Annotated in this window: 14 protein-coding genes; 5 read left to right on the forward strand and 9 right to left on the reverse strand. The window is 59.6% G+C overall.

Going from position 1 to position 17,923, the window contains the following annotated elements:
• Positions 1-74: 74 nt before the first annotated feature.
• The 3 genes from AK821_RS15740 to AK821_RS15750 all read right to left on the reverse strand — a co-directional run bounded on the left by AK821_RS15740 (position 75) and on the right by AK821_RS15750 (position 2,888).
• Entirely contained in the window at positions 75-1,361 is a 1,287-nt protein-coding gene (locus tag AK821_RS15740) for an ATP-binding protein (protein ID WP_064390522.1), read from the reverse strand.
• Positions 1,362-2,069 (reverse strand): response regulator, encoded by a 708-nt coding sequence (locus AK821_RS15745; protein ID WP_064390523.1) that lies wholly within the window; start codon positions 2,067-2,069, stop codon positions 1,362-1,364.
• Between the two features lie 210 nt (positions 2,070-2,279).
• Positions 2,280-2,888: a tRNA-(ms[2]io[6]A)-hydroxylase gene (locus tag AK821_RS15750; RefSeq protein WP_064390524.1), complete on the reverse strand. Its 609-nt coding sequence runs from the start codon at positions 2,886-2,888 to the stop codon at positions 2,280-2,282.
• Positions 2,889-3,046: 158 nt separating this feature from the next.
• Between AK821_RS15750 and AK821_RS15755 the strand changes: the two genes are divergently transcribed.
• Positions 3,047-3,910: a universal stress protein gene (locus AK821_RS15755; protein ID WP_064390525.1), complete on the forward strand. Its 864-nt coding sequence runs from the start codon at positions 3,047-3,049 to the stop codon at positions 3,908-3,910.
• A 202-nt stretch (positions 3,911-4,112) separates the two neighbouring features.
• On the opposite strand, the gene AK821_RS15760 is transcribed toward AK821_RS15755, so the two are convergent.
• Entirely contained in the window at positions 4,113-4,583 is a 471-nt protein-coding gene (locus tag AK821_RS15760; protein ID WP_045123298.1) for a DUF1289 domain-containing protein, read from the reverse strand.
• A 410-nt stretch (positions 4,584-4,993) separates the two neighbouring features.
• Here AK821_RS15760 and acnB point away from each other — a divergent pair, with 410 nt between their 5' ends.
• The gene (gene acnB, locus AK821_RS15765) at positions 4,994-7,603 is read left to right on the forward strand and encodes a bifunctional aconitate hydratase 2/2-methylisocitrate dehydratase (RefSeq protein WP_064390526.1); all 2,610 of its coding nucleotides are present in this window, start codon (positions 4,994-4,996) and stop codon (positions 7,601-7,603) included.
• Positions 7,604-7,813: 210 nt separating this feature from the next.
• Here the strand turns inward: acnB and AK821_RS15770 are convergent, their stop codons facing one another.
• A complete protein-coding gene (locus AK821_RS15770; RefSeq protein WP_064390527.1) occupies positions 7,814-9,094 on the reverse strand; it encodes an HAAAP family serine/threonine permease in 1,281 nt (426 codons plus the stop codon).
• Positions 9,095-9,578: 484 nt separating this feature from the next.
• A complete protein-coding gene (locus AK821_RS15780; RefSeq protein WP_330219031.1) occupies positions 9,579-9,797 on the reverse strand; it encodes a hypothetical protein in 219 nt (72 codons plus the stop codon).
• A gap of 225 nt (positions 9,798-10,022) precedes the next feature.
• On the opposite strand from AK821_RS15780, the gene AK821_RS15785 reads away from it, so the two are divergent.
• From AK821_RS15785 to AK821_RS15795, 3 genes are all read left to right on the forward strand, one after another.
• Positions 10,023-10,406, forward strand: coding sequence for a tautomerase family protein (locus AK821_RS15785; protein WP_064390529.1), 384 nt, complete (start codon positions 10,023-10,025; stop codon positions 10,404-10,406).
• A 222-nt stretch (positions 10,407-10,628) separates the two neighbouring features.
• Entirely contained in the window at positions 10,629-11,153 is a 525-nt protein-coding gene (locus AK821_RS15790) for a cysteine hydrolase family protein (protein ID WP_064390530.1), read from the forward strand.
• A gap of 139 nt (positions 11,154-11,292) precedes the next feature.
• Positions 11,293-12,261 carry a 2-hydroxyacid dehydrogenase gene (locus tag AK821_RS15795; RefSeq protein WP_064390531.1) on the forward strand — a complete coding sequence of 323 codons (969 nt, stop codon included), beginning with the start codon at positions 11,293-11,295 and terminating at the stop codon, positions 12,259-12,261.
• Here the strand turns inward: AK821_RS15795 and tssA are convergent.
• The 3 genes from tssA to AK821_RS15810 are packed head-to-tail and all read right to left on the reverse strand — an operon-like array spanning position 12,258 to position 17,919.
• Positions 12,258-13,340, reverse strand: a complete 1,083-nt coding sequence (tssA, locus tag AK821_RS15800; protein WP_064390532.1) for a type VI secretion system protein TssA — start codon at positions 13,338-13,340, stop codon at positions 12,258-12,260. The two genes, AK821_RS15795 and tssA, sit on opposite strands and share 4 nt — an antisense overlap.
• Positions 13,337-17,158, reverse strand: coding sequence for a type VI secretion protein IcmF/TssM N-terminal domain-containing protein (locus AK821_RS15805; RefSeq protein WP_064390533.1), 3,822 nt, complete (start codon positions 17,156-17,158; stop codon positions 13,337-13,339). The genes tssA and AK821_RS15805 overlap by 4 nt, the downstream gene beginning before the upstream one ends.
• On the reverse strand, positions 17,155-17,919 hold the full coding sequence (locus tag AK821_RS15810) for a DotU/TssL family secretion system protein (RefSeq protein WP_064390534.1): 765 nt from the start codon (positions 17,917-17,919) through the stop codon (positions 17,155-17,157). Before AK821_RS15810 ends, AK821_RS15805 begins: the two co-directional genes overlap by 4 nt.
• Positions 17,920-17,923: the final 4 nt, after the last annotated feature.

Raw genomic sequence — 17,923 nt, forward strand, 5'->3', positions numbered from 1 at the left:
CGATACAGTGGCAACACCGACCAACCCTGTGGGAGCTAGCCTGCTGGCGATGGGGCCAGCACGGCCAATATAATTCAATCCAGATGCGCCCAGCTCATCCGAAACGACGCCCCGCCCCACTCCGATTCGCCGACTTCAACCTGCCCACCATGGGACTGCGACACCCGCCGCACCAGCGCCAGGCCCAAACCAAACCCGCCGGTACGCCGATCCCGGCTGGCATCCAGCCGAGAAAATGGCTCGAAAATCTTCTCCCGCCCTTCCAGCGGCACGCCCGGTCCGTCGTCGTTGACGCGCACTTCGTAATAATCGCCGCTGCGCACCAGGGTCACTTCAACCCGCTGTTCGGCGTAGCGAATCGCGTTGCGCAGCAGATTGATCACCGCCCGCGCCATGAAGCGTGGCTCGATACGCACCGTTTCAATCCGGCAATCGCCGATCAACAATTGCACCCCCGCCGCTTCCGCCTCCAGCGCGACGCTGCCGACCACACTGTCGAGCCAGTTGGCAGCCTGGATATTCTCGCGCTTGATCACCGTCGCGCCGCGTTCGAGGCTGGCGTAGGTCAACAGTTCGGACACCATTTCCTCCAACTCGCCAAGGTCGGCGTACATGTCGGCGATCAGCTCGCGGTTCTGACTGGCGTCGGGTTGTTGCTTGAGTTGATCGAGTTCAAATGACAACCGCGCAATCGGCGTGCGCAGCTCATGGGACACGGCGTTGGTCAGTTCGCGCTGATTGGCGATGAGGCCTTCGATACGCGCCGCCATCAGGTTGAAGTGCTCGGCAAGGTCGCGGATGTTCGAGCGTTTGGACAATTGAATACGCGACGACAAGTCGTTGTCGCCAAAACGCTCGGCAGCCAGCCGCAGCTTCTCCAGATCACGCCAGTGCGGGCGCACCCAGAAGAACAGGACGATGCCGATCACCACGGCAATCATCAGGTAAGCCGCGACGATGTAAAAAGGCATCAGGCTCGGCTCGGCGGGCAAGCGAATACTCAATAGCTGCGTGCCGCCATCGATGGCTGAAATGTATTGGCTGTATTTTTCGCGGATAACCAGCAAGCCATTGCTCAGTTCCGCTTTTTCCTCGTCACTCAGGTTCAGTTGGCCGGCATCGACCAGCGTCAGGCCCAGCCCATAGTGCGGACGTATCGATTGCAGTTGGCTTTCCCGAGCAGGGCCATCGAGTTCACGCAACTGCAGGGTGAGCGTCCAGGCCTGGCCACGCACGGCTTCACGATTGTAGTCGCGCTGCTGATAATCGAGCAGAGCATCGAACGTGTGCTCGACCGTCTGCAACGCCAGCACCAGTCCGACCGTCATCACCAGGAACAGCCCGAAAAATAACCGCAGCATCTACAGCTCCCAGGCGAAAGGATTGAACAGATAACCTTTGCCCCACACGGTCTTGATGCACACCGGTTCGCGGGGATTGTCCTTGAGCTTGTTGCGCAACTTGCTGATGTACACGTCGACGCTGCGATTGAGCCCGTCGAACGCAATGCCGCGCATGCGATTGAGAATGTCATCGCGCGAGAGCGTCTTGCCCGCTGCACTTGCCAGCAACCACAACAGCTCGAACTCCATGGTGGTCATTTCGATGATTTCTCCGGCCAGGCGCACTTCGCGGCAACTGCGGTCGATGCGCAAGTGGCCAAACTCCAACAGACTGACCACGCTGCTGTCCGGCACCTGCCGGCGTTGCAATGCCCGCAGGCGGGCCAGCAACACCGGCGGCTTGATCGGTTTGATCACATAGTCATCGGCACCGGACTCCAGCCCGAGGATATGATCGAGATCGTCTTCCTTGGCGGTCAGAATCACGATCGGCGTATCCGACACGCTGCGAATTTCGCGGCACACGTGCAGGCCACTCTGCCCCGGCAGCATCAGGTCGAGCACCACCACTTTCGGCTTGAATTCGAGAAACGCGGCCACCGCCAGATCGCCGCGATGCACCGAGCGGACCTCGTAGCCGTGTTGTTCGAGGAAGTGGGCGATCAGCGCGGCAAGACGCTCGTCGTCTTCCACCAGCAGGACTTTGCCAAAACCCAGATTATCCATAACGACCGTGTGCCAACCCATGTGTAAGGGCCGACATTATGGCGGGATTCGCGGGCGGCAGCCGGTTTTCGGTGATGTTTCATGCTCTTAAGAGTTTTTAACATTCATGCACTGATCGCTACCTCTGTAGGAGCTGCCGAAGGCTGCGATCTTTTGATCCGGCTTTTTCAAGAGCAAAAGATCGCAGCCTTCGGCAGCTCCTACACGGAGTCATGCGGTGGCAGGCACACCGCTGTGAAAGCGGAATTCTTCATCCGGCGATTCAATCAGCTCTTGCTCGGCAGCGCGGACTCGCTCGATCACCTGCGCAACATCCTTCGCATCGCCGTACTGATAAGCCAGCTTCAGATAACCCTGAAAATGCCGCGCCTCGCTTTTCAGCAGGCCAAAGTAGAACTTGCCGAGTTCTTCGTCCAGATGTGGCACCAGCGCTTCGAACCGCTCGCAACTGCGCGCTTCGATAAACGCCCCGACCACCAGCGTATCGACCAGCTTCACCGGCTCGTGGCTGCGCACCACTTTGCGCAGACTCGACGCGTAACGACCGGCATGCAGCTGGCGCAGCTCGATCTTGCGGCGCTTCATCAGGCGCATCACCTGCTCGTGGTGCACCAGTTCTTCCCGGGCCAGACGCGACATCATGTTGATCAGGTCAACGTGAGAATGGTACTTGGCGATCAGGCTCAGCGCTGTGCTGGCAGCTTTGAATTCGCAGTTCTTGTGGTCGATCAGCAGGGTTTCCTGATCGGCCAGTGCAGCCTGAACCCAGGCATCGGGGGTGCGACAGCCAAGGAATTCGTGGATTTCGGGAAGGATCATGGGGCTCACGGTAAAGGTATTCGAGCGAAAGGCGCCGATTATACCGGCCTGCCCACAGACCACCAGTCGCCCGCGTTGATATGCATCAAGTCGCAGGCGCATGAGCAGCAACTATAGTTGTGCAACGCCGTGCCTTTTCTTTGCTGGAGACTCCGCTCATGCAAGCCATTCGCAGCATTCTGGTGGTCATCGAACCCGAACATTCGGAAAGCCTTGCGCTCAAGCGCGCCAAGTTGATCGCGGGCGTGACCCAGGCCCATCTACACCTGCTGGTGTGCGACAGGAAGCACGACCATGCCGGCATGCTCGGCGTGCTCAAAGCCGCGCTGCTGGCCGACGGCTACAGCGTGACCACCGAACAGGCGTGGAACGAGAGCCTGCACGAAACCATCATCGATGTGCAGCAGGCCGAGGGCTGCGGGCTGGTGGTCAAACAGCATTTCCCCGACAGCCCGCTGAAAAAGGCCCTGCTGACCCCGGCGGACTGGAAACTCTTGCGCCACTGCCCGACCCCGGTGCTGCTGGTGAAAACGTCCACGTCCTGGAAAGACCGCGTGATCCTGGCCGCCGTCGATGTCGGCAATGCCGATGGCGAGCACCGGCATTTGCACACGACGATCATTGATCACGGCTATGACATTGCCAGCCTGGCCAAGGCACATCTGCATGTGATCGCGGCGCATCCTTCACCGATGCTGTCGGCGGCGGACCCGACCCTGCAATTGAGCGAAACCATCGAAGCGCGTTATCGCGAGCAGTGTCGGGCGTTTCAGGCGGAATTCGATGTCGATGATGAACATCTGCACATCGAGGAAGGCCCGGCGGATGTGCTGATTCCGTTTATGGCGCACAAGCTGCAGGCGGCGGTGACCGTGATCGGCACGGTGGCGCGGACCGGTTTGTCAGGGGCGCTGATCGGCAATACCGCCGAAGTGGTGCTGGATGCGCTGGAGAGTGATGTGCTGGTGCTCAAGCCGCAGGAGGTTGAGGATCATTTGGTGGAGTTGGCGGTGAAACATTAGGGATTGCGATGTCTGAACCCGCCCCTTCGCGAGCAGGCTCGCTCCCACAGGGGGTACGCATTTCAAATGTAGGAGTGAGCCTGCTCGCGATGGCGGTGTATCGGCCGAAGACTATGTTGAATGTACAGGCCTCATCGCGAGCAGGCTCACTCCTACAGGGGTACGCATTCCAAATGTGGGAGCGAGCTTGCTCGCGAAGCTTCTAGGCGCCAAAGGCGTCTTTAAGGAAACCGGGGGCGATGTAGCGCTGATAGTGCGCTTCCGACAGCAGGAAGAATTCCCGATCAATGGCATCGCGCAGTTCCGGCAGGTTCCACTCGCGAAACTCCGGGAGCAACACCATTCCGTACGCTTCCAGATTAATGATCACCCGTGCGCCCCGGGCGATCAGCTGATACGCCCAGCAATATTCCGACTGATGCGGCACGAAGCGGATCTTGCGCTGTTCGAGCTGTTCACGTAGACGCGCCGAATCAAAAATTTCGACCTTGCCCGCCATCACTTGTGACAGCAATTGTTCCAGACGCAACCACACCGCGCGTTTTTCCTCCTCGTTGTAACCATTCCAATGGATCACTTCGTGGTGGAAACGCTTGCAGCCACGGCACACCAGATCACCGTAAACAGTGGAGCAGAGGCCGACGCAGGGGGTCTTGATGGTCTGATTGGGCATAAGGTAGGCAAAGGCACTGAAACGCGGAACAGGTCGGCATGTTAGCCCTTTGTCTAACATTCATCACCCCTCAAACTTCAGGGACGAACTTACCTTTAAATTTTTTTTGCCGTAGAATCAGCCAGCCTTTTAAGGCGCCAATGTCCGTTAGAAGCTGTTTTCAAAGCGTCACGAGCACAGTCGTTCCTTCAGAGCGGTGTTGGCGAAGGGTTTTTCCAGCGGGGAAAAGCCCATCGCCAACCCTCATCAGCTCCCCGTTCTGCAGGCGTAAAACTTTGAAAGCAGCTTCTGTAAGGAATGGTCGGTAATTCTGGCTAAGTGGCCCACAACGCCACGCAGCGCATGAGTACGACCATTTCGGGATGAGCGTCCCGGACACCCATTTGGGACCACTGATGAGGGTAATAACTGTGCTTGAAGCCTACCGCAAACATATCGAAGAGCGTGCAGCCCTGGGTATCGTTCCCCAGCCGCTTAACGCCGAACAAACAGCAGGCCTGGTCGAGCTGCTGAAAAACCCTCCGGCTGGCGAAGAAGAATTCCTCGTTGACCTGATCACCAATCGCATTCCACCAGGCGTGGACGAAGCGGCCTATGTCAAAGCCGGCTTCCTGTCTGCACTGGCCAAGGGCGAAGTTTCCTCCCCTCTGCTGGACAAAAAGCGCGCTGTAGAACTGCTCGGCACCATGCAGGGCGGCTACAACATCGTCACTCTGGTTGACCTGCTGGACGACGCCGAGCTGGCGCCAGTCGCTGCCGCGCAACTCAAGCACACCCTGCTGATGTTCGATGCGTTCCACGACGTCGCGGAAAAAGCCAAGAACGGCAACGCTCACGCCAAAGCCGTGCTGCAATCCTGGGCTGACGGCGAGTGGTTCAAAAACCGCCCAACGCTGGAAGACAAGATCAGCCTGCGCGTGTTCAAGGTCACCGGCGAAACCAACACCGACGACCTCTCCCCTGCTCCAGATGCCTGGTCGCGTCCAGACATCCCGCTGCACGCCCTGGCCATGCTGAAAATGGCTCGCGACGGCATCGTTCCTGATCAGCAGGGCGCCATCGGCCCGATGAAGCAGATCGAAGAAATGCGCGGTCAAGGCTTCCCGATCGCCTACGTCGGTGACGTGGTCGGTACCGGTTCTTCGCGTAAATCGGCAACCAACTCGGTACTGTGGTTCTTCGGCGACGACGTTCCTTACGTGCCGAACAAGCGCGCTGGCGGTTTCTGCTTCGGCAGCAAAATCGCTCCGATCTTCTACAACACCATGGAAGATGCCGGCGCACTGCCAATCGAGTTCGACGTTTCCAACATGAACATGGGCGACGTGATCGACCTGTACCCGCATGCTGGCAAGGTCTGCAAACATGGCACCGACGAAGTCCTGACCACCTTCGAAATGAAGACTCCGGTGCTGTTGGACGAAGTCCGTGCCGGCGGCCGTATCCCGCTGATCATCGGCCGTGGCCTGACCGAGAAGGCTCGCGCCGAGCTGGGTCTGCCACCGTTCGACCTGTTCAAGAAGCCTGATGCTCCGATTGAAAGCACCAAGGGTTACACCCTGGCGCAGAAAATGGTCGGCAAGGCGTGCGGTCTGGCAGAAGGCAAAGGCATCCGTCCTGGCACCTACTGCGAACCGAAAATGACCACCGTGGGTTCTCAGGACACCACCGGTCCAATGACCCGTGACGAACTGAAAGACCTGGCGTGCCTGGGCTTCTCGGCTGATCTGGTGATGCAGTCCTTCTGCCACACCGCGGCGTATCCAAAGCCGATCGACGTGACCACCCACCACACCCTGCCTGACTTCATCATGACCCGCGGCGGCGTTTCCCTGCGTCCGGGCGACGGCATCATCCACTCGTGGCTGAACCGCATGCTGCTGCCAGACACCGTCGGTACCGGTGGTGACTCGCACACCCGTTTCCCGATGGGCATTTCGTTCCCGGCCGGTTCCGGTCTGGTTGCGTTCGCTGCGGCCACCGGCGTTATGCCGCTGGACATGCCGGAATCGATCCTGGTGCGCTTCAAAGGCAAAATGAAACCTGGCATCACCCTGCGTGACCTGGTTCATGCGATTCCTTACTTCGCTATCCAGAACGGTCTGCTGACCGTCGAGAAGAAAGGCAAGAAAAACGCCTTCTCCGGCCGCATCCTGGAAATCGAAGGTCTGGAAGGTCTGACCCTGGAACAGGCTTTCGAACTGTCCGACGCCTCGGCCGAACGTTCGGCTGCCGGTTGCACCATCAAGCTGTCGAAAGAGTCGATCACCGAGTACCTGAACTCCAACATCACCCTGCTGCGCTGGATGATCGGCGAAGGCTACGGCGATGCACGTACCCTGGAACGTCGTGCTCAAGCGATGGAAGCCTGGGTTGCCAACCCGGAACTGATGGAAGCCGATGCCGACGCCGAATACGCCGAAGTCATCGAAATCGATCTGGCCGACATCAGCGAGCCTGTACTGTGCGCGCCGAACGACCCGGACGACGCCCGTCTGCTGTCCAGCGTTGCTGGCGAGAAGATCGACGAAGTGTTCATCGGTTCGTGCATGACCAACATCGGTCACTTCCGCGCTGCCGGTAAATTGCTGGATCAGGTCAAGGGTCAGCTGCCAACCCGTCTGTGGCTGTCGCCGCCGACCAAGATGGACGCTCACCAACTGACCGAAGAAGGCTACTACGGCATCTACGGCAAGGCTGGCGCACGCATGGAAATGCCGGGCTGCTCGCTGTGCATGGGTAACCAGGCACGTGTAGAGCCGAACGCGACTGTTGTGTCGACTTCGACCCGTAACTTCCCGAACCGTCTGGGCGACGGCGCGAACGTCTACCTGGCTTCGGCCGAGCTGGCGTCCGTGGCTTCGATCCTGGGTCGCCTGCCGACCGTCGAGGAGTACATGGAATACGCTGGCAAGATCGACAGCATGGCGGCCGATATCTACCGCTACCTGTCCTTCGACCAGATCGCCGAGTTCCGTGAAGCTGCTGCGAACGCCAACATTCCGGTCGTTCAAGCCTAACGTTACAACGCACTGAAAAACGCCGCCCATCGTCAGATGTGCGGCGTTTTTTTATGCCTGCAGACTAATCGTTGATCGTTCCCACGCTCTGCGTGGGAATGCAGCCCGGGGCGCTCTGCGTCCCTGTCACCTTCATAGAACTCGCTTTCAAACAGACGAAAAAAAACCGCTGCACCCATCGAGTGCAGCGGTCTCTTGTTGCTGCGATCTTTAAGCCGTCAGCGAATAGATCAGCGCTGAGATCGCCACCAGACCTACCGCCGTAACAAACACGTTAGACGCCTGACCCCGATAACGCGCCATCGCCGGCACTTTACGGATGGCATACATCGGCATCAGGAACAGAATCGCCGCAATCACCGGGCCGCCGACGGTTTCGATCATGCCCAGAATGCTCGGATTCAGGGTCGCCACGATCCAGCACACGACCAGCATGAACGCCGCCACAATGCGGTCCAGTGCCTTGGCACCCGGACGCTTGCCGCTCTTGATGATCAGGCCTTTAAGACCTTCGCTGGCACCGATGTAGTGGCCGAGGAACGACTTGGAAATCGCCACGAACGCGATCAACGGCGCCGCGAAGGCGATAGTCGGATTGCTGAAATGGTTGGCCAGGTACGACAGGATCGACAGGTTCTGCGCTTTCGCTTCAGCCAGTTGCTCCGGCGACAGGGTCAGCACACAGCTGAATACGAAGAACAGCACCATTGCCACCATCAACAGGTGCGCACGGGACAGGATCTGTGAACTGCGCTCTTCAGCATGGACGCCGTAGCGACGCTTCTGGTCCACGGCGAACGCCGAGATGATCGGCGAATGGTTGAACGAGAACACCATCACCGGAATCGCCAACCACAGTGTATGCAGCAGTGCAGACGGGGCCGGCACATGCGAAGCGGTGGCGAGAATGCCGCCGTTCCAGTGCGGAATCAGGTACACCGCCAGAAACAGCAGCGCAACGATAAACGGGTACACCATCAGGCTCATCGCCTTGACGATCGCCTGCTCGCCGCATCGCACCACCGCCAGCAAACCGAGGATCAGCACGAACGACAGCAGCGCGCGCGGTGGCGGCGTGATGTGCAATTGATGTTCGAGGAAACTCGCGACTGTATTGGTCAGGCCGACGCTATAGATCAGCAGAATCGGGAAGATCGCGAAGAAGTACAGCAGGGTGATCAACGCACCAGCCTTGATGCCGAAATGCTGCTCGACCACTTCCGTGATATCGGCGCCCTCACGACCGGACAGCACGAAGCGGGTCAGGCCACGGTGCGCGTAGAACGTCATCGGGAAGGCCAGCAGCGCAAGGATCACCAGCGGCCAGAAGCCACCCAGACCTGCGTTGATCGGCAGAAACAGGGTGCCGGCGCCGATGGCCGTCCCAAACAGTCCCAACATCCAGGTGGTGTCCTGGCGATTCCAGCTCGAAAGTTCAGCGGGTGCTGCTGCATCAAAGCGCTCTTCGACGCTATTGGCCTGATCATTCATCCGGTCGGATCTCCGCATTCCGGTCACTTGCCACTCGGTCAGGACGCGTCGGAAAAAACCGACAGACATGCTCCGGCCGAAACAGGGGCGCGATTCTCCGCGATAAATGAGCAGAAGCAAAGACTTAGCTGAGGAATGGTTGTGCGGAGCAGATCAGCGGGGCGTCGTTTTTGGGAAATTATCTGTCGTAAACAGGTATTCATGATGTCGTTAATAGGCACATGCAAGGGTATTCAGATGGTTCGGGCCAACACCATCACGAAAGCGATCCCTACCGCGCCCATCAACATTCCAAGGCTAAACAGCAAAACCGTTTCACGCCTTTCGGCTTTGCGAAAGGGCTTCATGGCTTCTCTGAACTCAAACTCCTCTTGATACAGTCGGTCTATCCTGGCTCTGCTTTCCTCTGTGCTCATACTGCCCCCTTCCCTTTTTTGGTGCTCTGAATCAACACGCATGCGCAACGGCAACCTGCTGCGCTCTCTTACAGCTTCAAATAAAGCCCAACGGCGGTGGCAATTGCAGTTAATGCCCCAGCCCCCACCACAAGGGGATACAAAAAAGTCTCAAGTTTCAGTTTTGCTTCCTCCGCCAAAAGCTTTGCGCCTCTGCGCGCCGAGCTTTTGGGTTTCCGTTTGTAGCCTTTCGAGCTCCACATTTTTGTGGTCATCAAGATGCATTTACCTTCCTTGGCTGCTGACATTTAACGCTCAGGAAGCTTTTCCATCCTCGACCACCTCCCATTGCTGCCCCATGATTTCGCGTTAACCGTCTGCCCGATAGCAGATGGCTCTGCCAAATGCGTAGGTAAAATCCGCGAGTTTCGTAGGTAGCCTCATACAAAAACAGTCGCGAGGTCATCACCCAACACTTTCAATGTGGTTGATATGTTCTAGCGTGAATGAGTCCCCTCCCGGAGTCTCTGCCCATGCCTCTCGTTCGCGTCGACATCAAACAAAACCCCGACCCCACCTTCGCCAAACGCATCGGCGAACAGATCTACGCAGCCCTGCGCAGTTGTATCGATGTGCCCGAGCACGACAACTTTCAGATCCTCACCGAGCACGACAGTCAGCACCTCGTTTACGATCCGCAATATCTGGGGATCCAGCGCAGCGAAGGCGTAGTGTTCATTCAGATCACCATCAGTGAAGGGCGCACGGTGGAGAAAAAACAGTTGCTGTTCAAAACCATCGCAGAAAGCATGCACAAGCAGTTGGCGGTACGCCCGCAAGATGTGTTCATCAACCTGATCGAGGTGAAAAAAGAGAACTGGTCATTCGGCAATGGTATTGCTCAGTACGTCACCTGACCCCGCAATTGACAGCCAGCTACCGGCGCCAGCATGATCGGCCTCATGAACCTTCGCGCGCTGCACCTCACCCGCACCACCACGACGACCGCCACCGGCGGGTCGTGGTGTTTGTGCGTGAGGTAAACCCAGCGCAGCAAACCCAAGGCCCCGCCAGCAATGGACGGGGCCTGGTTGTTTCTCCCGTCCGTGCGGCATCTGCAGCGCCCAAGGAGTAACACCATGCCCGCAGCACTGTTGATCATCGATATGCAGGTCGGCTTGTTCCATGGCCCGGAAAAACCTCACGAAGGCGAACACGCCCTCGCCAACATTCAGCGGCTGATCAAGAAAGCGCGGCTGAAAAAAGTCCCGGTGTTCGCCGTGCGCCATACCGGCCCGGAGGGTTCGCCGATTGCCGTCGGCAGTTCATTCTGGCAATTGCTGCCTGAACTTGGCCTGGATGCTGAAATCGATACCCTCTTCAACAAATCCCGCCCCAACGCCTTCCACGGTACAGAACTGGCGCAGCAACTCAGTGCCGCACAGATCGACGACCTTTATATCGTCGGGATGAAAAGCCAGTTCTGCATCGACAGCACCTGCCGCGCCGCTGCTGACCTGGGCTTCAAACCGCTGCTGGTGGCCGACGCCCACACCTGTATGGACACTGCGGCGTTGCCCGCGCAAGCCATCATCGATCACCACAACGCAACCCTTGGCGCTGCGTTCGCCCGATTGATCAACAGCGCCGACGTGACGTTCTGACGAAGCGCCCGCGCGCGCCCCGTTTCAGCTCCTACACTGGCTGATACGGGGTAGCGGCCACCATTGCCAAACCGCTCTGGAATCAGCACTCTGAAACGACTTTCGCGAACAATCCGCCGACGTTCACAGGAGCCGCGCAATGCCCGCAACCGTTCTGGTACTGGTTGAAACCATCAATGACTATTTGCCGATTCTCGAACATCAGGGCTTTCACCTGATCCTGGCGCCGACACCGGCCGAACGAGCACAAGCCATCGCCACCCACGGCGCGCGAATTGACGCGGTTCTGACCCGTGGCCCGCTGGGTCTGACCGCCGAGGAAATCGCCGCCCTGCCCGCGTTGAAAATCATCACGGTGATCGGCGCCGGTTACGAGCAGGTCGATCTGCAAGCGGCCAGCGATCGCGGGATCACCGTGACCAACGGCGCCGGAGTCAACGCCTCGTCGGTGGCTGACCACGCCATGGCGATGCTATTGGCGTTGGTGCGCGACATTCCACGTTGCGATGCCGCGGTGCGTCGGGGGGAATGGCCGAAAATCATGCGCCCTTCGCTGGCCGGCAAGCGCCTGGGTATTCTCGGGTTGGGGGCGGTGGGCATGGCGATTGCAAAACGGGCGAACCTGGGCTTCGACATGGACATCAGCTATCACAGCCGTCAGTTGCGCAGCGATGTGCCTTACGCGTTCTGCTCGACGCCGACTGAATTAGCGCGGGCTTCGGATTTTCTCATCGTCGCTACGCCAGGCGGGATCGGCACGCAGCATCTGGTAACGCGCCCGGTGCTCGATGCGCTCGGCCCGAACGGGTTCATCGTCAACATTGCCCGCGCCAGCGTGATCGCCACCGCAGACCTGATCAGCGCCCTTGAGCAACGCCGCATTGCCGGCGCCGCACTCGACGTGTTCGACCACGAACCGCAAGTGCCGGACGCCCTGAAAGCGCTCGGCAATGTGCTGCTGACCCCGCACGTCGCGGGCCTGTCACCGGAAGCCATGCAAGGCACGGTGGAGCTGGTAGGGCAAAACCTGATGGCGTTCTTCTCCGGACAACCAGTGCTGACGCCCATCGCCTTACCGCCAAAAATCAGCAATCAGCGGGTGCACTAAAGCACCCCGAGCAGCGTCCACAAGCGTCGCGATTCGGCGTCGGCAGAAATCAACTCACCGAGCAATTCACTGAGCGGTTTATTGCCCCATTCGACCCCGCGCCGGATCAGGTACGGCACCGGACTGTGGGGTTCGGTGCGGGCCAGGTATTCGGCGATCAACAACAATTGCCGATAGGCCTCTTCACGGTTGGCCGGCTCACGAAACAGCGATGCGGTCGGCGCTTGCTCTTCAGGCTGCGCCACCACGACAGGCGTTTCGATGACGGGCGCTGGCGGCGCCGGTTGTTGTGGATGCATGGCGATAAACTCCTGAACCAGCGTCAGCAGCGCTTGAATGGTTTCGTGCAATGGACGCAACCCCGGTGCCTGATCACCCAGAAAGGCATCGCTCCAGCGCTCCAGCCGTTGCAAGTGTTGCAGGCTCAACAGCAGATTGCCTTGGGTGCGTAACCAGAATGCCAGGGGGGTCGCACGAATCTGTTCGTTGATTTTCTTCTGTTCGCTGCGGGCGGATTCTGCTGAGGTCTTGGCATTTTTACTGTCGTTGGTCTGCACCTGCTGAATCTGCAAACGGCGCCAGACTTCAAGCGTGTAATGCTCGAAATCGCTGTTGCGAGCACCGAACAGCGGCACCCGCGTGAGCAATATTTCACTGTAGCGACGCACCAGCCATTCCAGCGGAATCACCCGCCACGACTGATCACCGTCCTCGGCCTGCGGGTGCAGGTGCTCAGGAAAGCGCTCACACAAACCGGCGATCAGCGCCAGGCTGCCGGGCAATCCGTCCAGCGCTTGCAGGTGCAGCCAGGCTTCACCGAGCCAGGCGCTGAGCATCAAGTCCTTGCTGCGCTCCAGCAACAGCGTGGTGGTGAGTTTCTCCACCTCTGGCCAGTTCGCCCGTTTCAACGTCGACTGCCAGACCCCGGTCGGCAGACTGGCGTCATCCTCGCGGCGCAGGTCGCGCAGTTGGTCGAACTCGCGTTCATAGCGCAAATCGACGCCGCAGGGCGTGTCCATGCTGATCGGCGCGAGCAACTGATCAATCAGGTCCGGCAATGCGGTCGATGGCAGGCTCACAAGCTCTCCTTCTGCGATTCAATGGCGGCGGTGCTACTGCTCAACTGAAACGGCGAGCGTGGTGCGCGCGTCGGCAACGGTGCAATCGACAGCGGCAGTTTCGAACCTTGGCTCATCAACGATAGACGCACGAACATCCGCGTGAATTCGCTGGTGACGCTGTCCGGCGCCCCGGTTACAGGTAAACGCAACGTCAGCGGGAATTCGGTGTAATCCACGTTTGGCTGACGCTGCACCGAGAAGTGCGCACGCATCATCCGCAGCAGCGACCATGGCCCGCCGTACTCCCAACCGGCCTCCAGATCACGCACCACCAGATTCGGTTGCTGTGGATCAATGACCGGCCGCTCCTTGCCGTTACGCGCCCAGCGCAGGGTCAGGCGGACAGGCTGGCCGACCATCCAGCGCAGGTTCGGTTGCTCGGCTGCCGGATAGTTGATTTGCTGATTGCCGGCGAGCAAGCCCCAGGCAATCACCTGATCGGCGCCCAGCTCATCATCGCGATCGGTGCGCCAGCGAACGTCCAGCTCGACGCCAAGGATGCCGCTCTTGTCACGCACGAACAGCGGCGTCAGCCAAGTGCTCGCCTGCTTCAAGCGGTTGAGAAAATCCGTCGCGGCCAGGCGCTCCGGGGTCTGGTTGGTGGCAAGGCCGGCCTGCGCGACCGGCAGTTTTTTGTCGATCAGTTGCAGAAAATATTCAACCCGCGCCGGATCGGCGTCCTGCATCTGCACGCCGTTAGCGAACGGAAAGCGATCCGCCAGATATTGATTGAAGTAGTTGGCCAGTTCATTCCACGCCGCAGCGGCCTGTTGCACTTGCAGCATCTGGCAACGCTGCATGGCCTCCTGCTGCAACTCCACCGCGCGCATCGCCAACGTGCCGCGCCCGCCGGCGACGTTGGCGGTCTGCAACATTTGCAGGCAGGAATTGACGTCCATCTCGACGAAATCGCGGCTGACCAGTTGCTCGATCTGTGCCGGCGAACTGGCCGGGTTGGCCTCTTTGTATTTGCGCAGTTCGTCGTTGAGCGCACTGAACTGCGTCACGCGTTCGTAATCCAGTGCCGACAGATTGGCTTGCTGCGTTGTCAGCCACTGCAACGATGACGTCCGCCGCTCAGTGATGCCGAGCATGGTGTTGAACTGCTGCTTGAGGCTCAGTTTGAGATCCTGCACGTCGCTGGCGCCGAACAGTTCCAGTCCGAGGTTTTTCGAGCCGTCCCACTGGCTGATTTCGGCCCGTCCGCCGAACAGCGGTTGCGCGGTGATTTCATCCAGACCACCAATAAGCTGCGCCATGGCGCGGCGATTGAGCGCCGCTTGCAGGCGGGTGGAGAGATCCGCGCGGTGCACCTCGACGAAAGCCTTTTGCAGGGCCATGGCTTGCTCGGCCTGCACATTGAACACAGCGTAAGGATGCGCCTGATCGTTGTGATCCTTGAGGCTCAACCACATCGCCTGGGCGGCGGCACGCTCGGCGGCTTTGAGCACCGCAACGCGATAGTCCGGTGGAATGCGTGGCAGTTCTTCGGCGATGTAGCTGTTGTAGTCGGCGAAATATTTCAGCGATTCATTGAGGTCATCACCGTCCACGGTCTGGCCTTGCATATTGACGTTGTCTTCGCTAGCACGCAGGGCGACCGAAACGAAGTCGCGCTTGAACAGTGCCTGTATCGCGTTATCGAGTTTCACCACTTGCTCTTGCAACGCCAATTGCCCGCTGACTTGCTGTACCAGCAAATTGTCCCGCGAGCCGACCTGTGCGATCCATTGATCGCGGAAACTCTGCTGCAAGCGTGACGCTTGCGTGTCGAGGTCTTGTTGGACTTGCGCGCCCAACAATGTGCTCTTGCCCACTTTGGCGAGGAAGTCACCATAACCCGGCACCAGCTCCTGGCCCTTGCCGCGACTCCACGTCGAATTGGTCAGGGCGATCGCCGCTTGCAGATCGTCGACCAGCGCGGTCAGGTCTTCCAGCTCCCGCAGGCTGTTGCCGCTGCCAGCTTGCAGTTGATCCAGATGCAATTTGAGGTAGCCAGCCTTGCTGACAAAGTTGTCGGCGAGGAAATATTGATCCAGCCAGCGCTGCATCAACCCGGAAAAATTGCTGACGATCTGCGGTCGGTCGACGCTCAGATCCAGCGCCTGCAAGCTGCCGTCTTCTCCGGCCACGAGCAGCCGATTGTAGAAAGATGCATAGGGCAAGGTGCCCGTGTTGAGGTTCAGCGACAGCGCGTTGTTGCTCAGTTGCACCAGGTCGTCTAACGGGGCGCGCGGGTTGTTCTGCACTTGGTTGAACAACTGGTTCTGCTGTTCCAGACGCAAGGCCCGATCCACCAGATCGTTCGCCTTCAGATAGTTCTGCCACTGCGCCGGGTCGTCGCTTTCGACACTGCTGCGTCGGTCGGTGCTGCGGATCACCTTGATCTGCGCCAGTTGCGCGCTCAACAGATCATGCAGCGGCACCATCATATGGCGCTGGGTGGACTGCAACACTTGCTGTTCGAGTCGATTGTCGAGCGAGGAAAACCACGACGTCGGAAACACCAGAGAAACGTAGTTCCAGTGCGGCGCACGCTCCAGCACCCGCCAAAAGGTCTGCACATTGCGTCGGGTCGAGTCGACCCGCTGCGCCTCGTCGCTGATCGCTACGTAGCCTTTTTGCGCGCCTTGCATCTGCCGCGCCAGTTCGTGGGCATCCTTGACCGACACCTGCCAGACCCAAAGCATCGCCACCGCCCAGATTACCCCGACCACCAGCGCCACGCCGGCCGTCAGCCGCTGCCAACGCTGACGCAAACGCAGCAGGCGCGGCACGCCTTGCGCCAACCCGCGTTCGCCGATCAGGCGCTGGCGCCACAATTGGCGCACGAACACGCTTTGCTGCAAGCCGCTGTCGTCGGCGGAAAATCCGTCTTTGGCATCCTCCGAGGCCTGACTGGCGCTGAAATAGACACCGCGAAAACACGGTGCTTCACCCTGGGCGTTACCTTGAAACACCGGTTCCAGAACACTCTGCAAACCACGCCGCAACGTTTCCAGACGCTCCGGCAAGGCGTACAGATCGGCGCTCAACTGGCCGGACAACGTGCCGATTTCGATAATGGCTTCCGCTACCGCGCGATGGATGCGATCGAGCGCCTGATCGCTCCACTGCCCTTGCCAAACCGCATCGCGGGAATATGGAGAGGACCAGCCCAGGGTACGTTCGCGGGCCTCGTCGGGCAGCGCACTGATCAGTTCCTGGAACCCCGGCAATTCTTCAAGTCCGGTGATGATCACGTACACCGGCACACTCAGACCAAAACGTTGCAGCAGATCGATGAAGCGCCGGCGCGCGGCCAGACCGAGGCTGGCGGCCTGTTCCAGATTGCTCAGGCGACTGACCGGCACCAGCCAGACCACCCCGTCCAGCGGCCGCTTGCTGCGCATCCGCAAGATCAAACCCAGCAAACGCCACCAGCCGCCGCGCTGCAAATGCATGCCGTCGTCGGGCAGAAACAGCGCCTGCGGCACCACCAGCACAGCGCCTTCGGGATCTGACCACCAGCGGCCGAACCAAGCCGGTTTGTCGGTCGGTTGCAGACGCCATTCACTGACCAGTTGCGTGCCCTGGTTTTCGTCGCCGAGCATCAACAGCCATGGCATCTGATAGCGGTCGTGACTGCCCTGCTCCTGCTCCATTTGCCGCACGGCCGCATAAAAACTGCGGATCGCGGCACCGCTCTGGGTGCGCAACCACCACACCGCCACGGCGATGATCACTACGACCAGCAGCAACGCGACAATCCACGCGACTATCGTCAGGGTACTCATGAGTCTTGCTCCGCTGGCGCCATCGAGTCGATGATCTGCAGCACCGGGTCCAGCTCCGACTGAATGTCACGCCAGAGGAACTGACCAAGCCCGGTCAGCAACAGCAGCATCGCCAGAATCCCCAGCGCCAGGCGAAAGCCATCCGGCAGCGCCGTGCGCACCGGCAGTTGCAATGGAGTGGTCAGCGACGGCTGCACCAAGCGCTGACTGACTCCGCCATAACTCGCTTCGTCCTGCCAGGCGAAGGTGTAGAGCGCCAACCGCCACTTCTCCAATTGCGCCTGGCTGTGTTCGCCACGCAGACGCCCATGAAAGCCGAGGATCAGGCACTGCAGATAGACATTGGCCAGATCGCGGGTGGTCGGCTGCTGCTCGTCGAGCAGTGTCTGAATCGCCGCCGGTACTTGCTCACCGGCCTGCCGGCTGGCGTACAGCCGCGACTCCAAGGGTTTGTCCTGCCACGCCGCTTGCCCGGGCCATGGCGTGAACAGCAGGGTTTCATCGACCAGCGCGACGAATGCATACACCAGCGCCTTGACCTGCTCGGTCGCCGAATCGCCGACCCGCGCATAAGCGGTGCGCCACAATCGCTGCGAAGCCTGTGTCGAAAGTTCGACAACGGTCTCCACCAACGCCGCTTCGTCCTCGCTGTCCTTGGGCAATTGCACCCAGTCCTGTTGCCATTGCTGCCACGTCTGGCGGAACGCGCTGCTCAACGGTGCGTCCTGCAACCCAAGGCTTGCGGCACTTCCTTGCGACATACGG

This window comes from Pseudomonas sp. RIT-PI-r (genome assembly GCF_001297015.1).
GTDB lineage: Bacteria > Pseudomonadota > Gammaproteobacteria > Pseudomonadales > Pseudomonadaceae > Aquipseudomonas.

Excerpts from the sequence above, each read along its gene's own strand:
- AK821_RS15740 (WP_064390522.1), bottom strand. The coding sequence starts at position 1,361 with ATGCTGCGGTTATTTTTCGGGCTGTTCCTGGTGATGACGGTCGGACTG.
- AK821_RS15745 (WP_064390523.1), bottom strand. The coding sequence starts at position 2,069 with ATGGATAATCTGGGTTTTGGCAAAGTCCTGCTGGTGGAAGACGACGAG.
- AK821_RS15750 (WP_064390524.1), bottom strand. The coding sequence starts at position 2,888 with ATGATCCTTCCCGAAATCCACGAATTCCTTGGCTGTCGCACCCCCGAT.
- AK821_RS15755 (WP_064390525.1), top strand. The coding sequence starts at position 3,047 with ATGCAAGCCATTCGCAGCATTCTGGTGGTCATCGAACCCGAACATTCG.
- AK821_RS15760 (WP_045123298.1), bottom strand. The coding sequence starts at position 4,583 with ATGCCCAATCAGACCATCAAGACCCCCTGCGTCGGCCTCTGCTCCACT.
- AK821_RS15770 (WP_064390527.1), bottom strand. The coding sequence starts at position 9,094 with ATGAATGATCAGGCCAATAGCGTCGAAGAGCGCTTTGATGCAGCAGCA.
- AK821_RS15780 (WP_330219031.1), bottom strand. The coding sequence starts at position 9,797 with ATGTCAGCAGCCAAGGAAGGTAAATGCATCTTGATGACCACAAAAATG.
- AK821_RS15785 (WP_064390529.1), top strand. The coding sequence starts at position 10,023 with ATGCCTCTCGTTCGCGTCGACATCAAACAAAACCCCGACCCCACCTTC.
- AK821_RS15790 (WP_064390530.1), top strand. The coding sequence starts at position 10,629 with ATGCCCGCAGCACTGTTGATCATCGATATGCAGGTCGGCTTGTTCCAT.
- AK821_RS15795 (WP_064390531.1), top strand. The coding sequence starts at position 11,293 with ATGCCCGCAACCGTTCTGGTACTGGTTGAAACCATCAATGACTATTTG.
- AK821_RS15805 (WP_064390533.1), bottom strand. The coding sequence starts at position 17,158 with ATGAGTACCCTGACGATAGTCGCGTGGATTGTCGCGTTGCTGCTGGTC.
- AK821_RS15810 (WP_064390534.1), bottom strand. The coding sequence starts at position 17,919 with ATGTCGCAAGGAAGTGCCGCAAGCCTTGGGTTGCAGGACGCACCGTTG.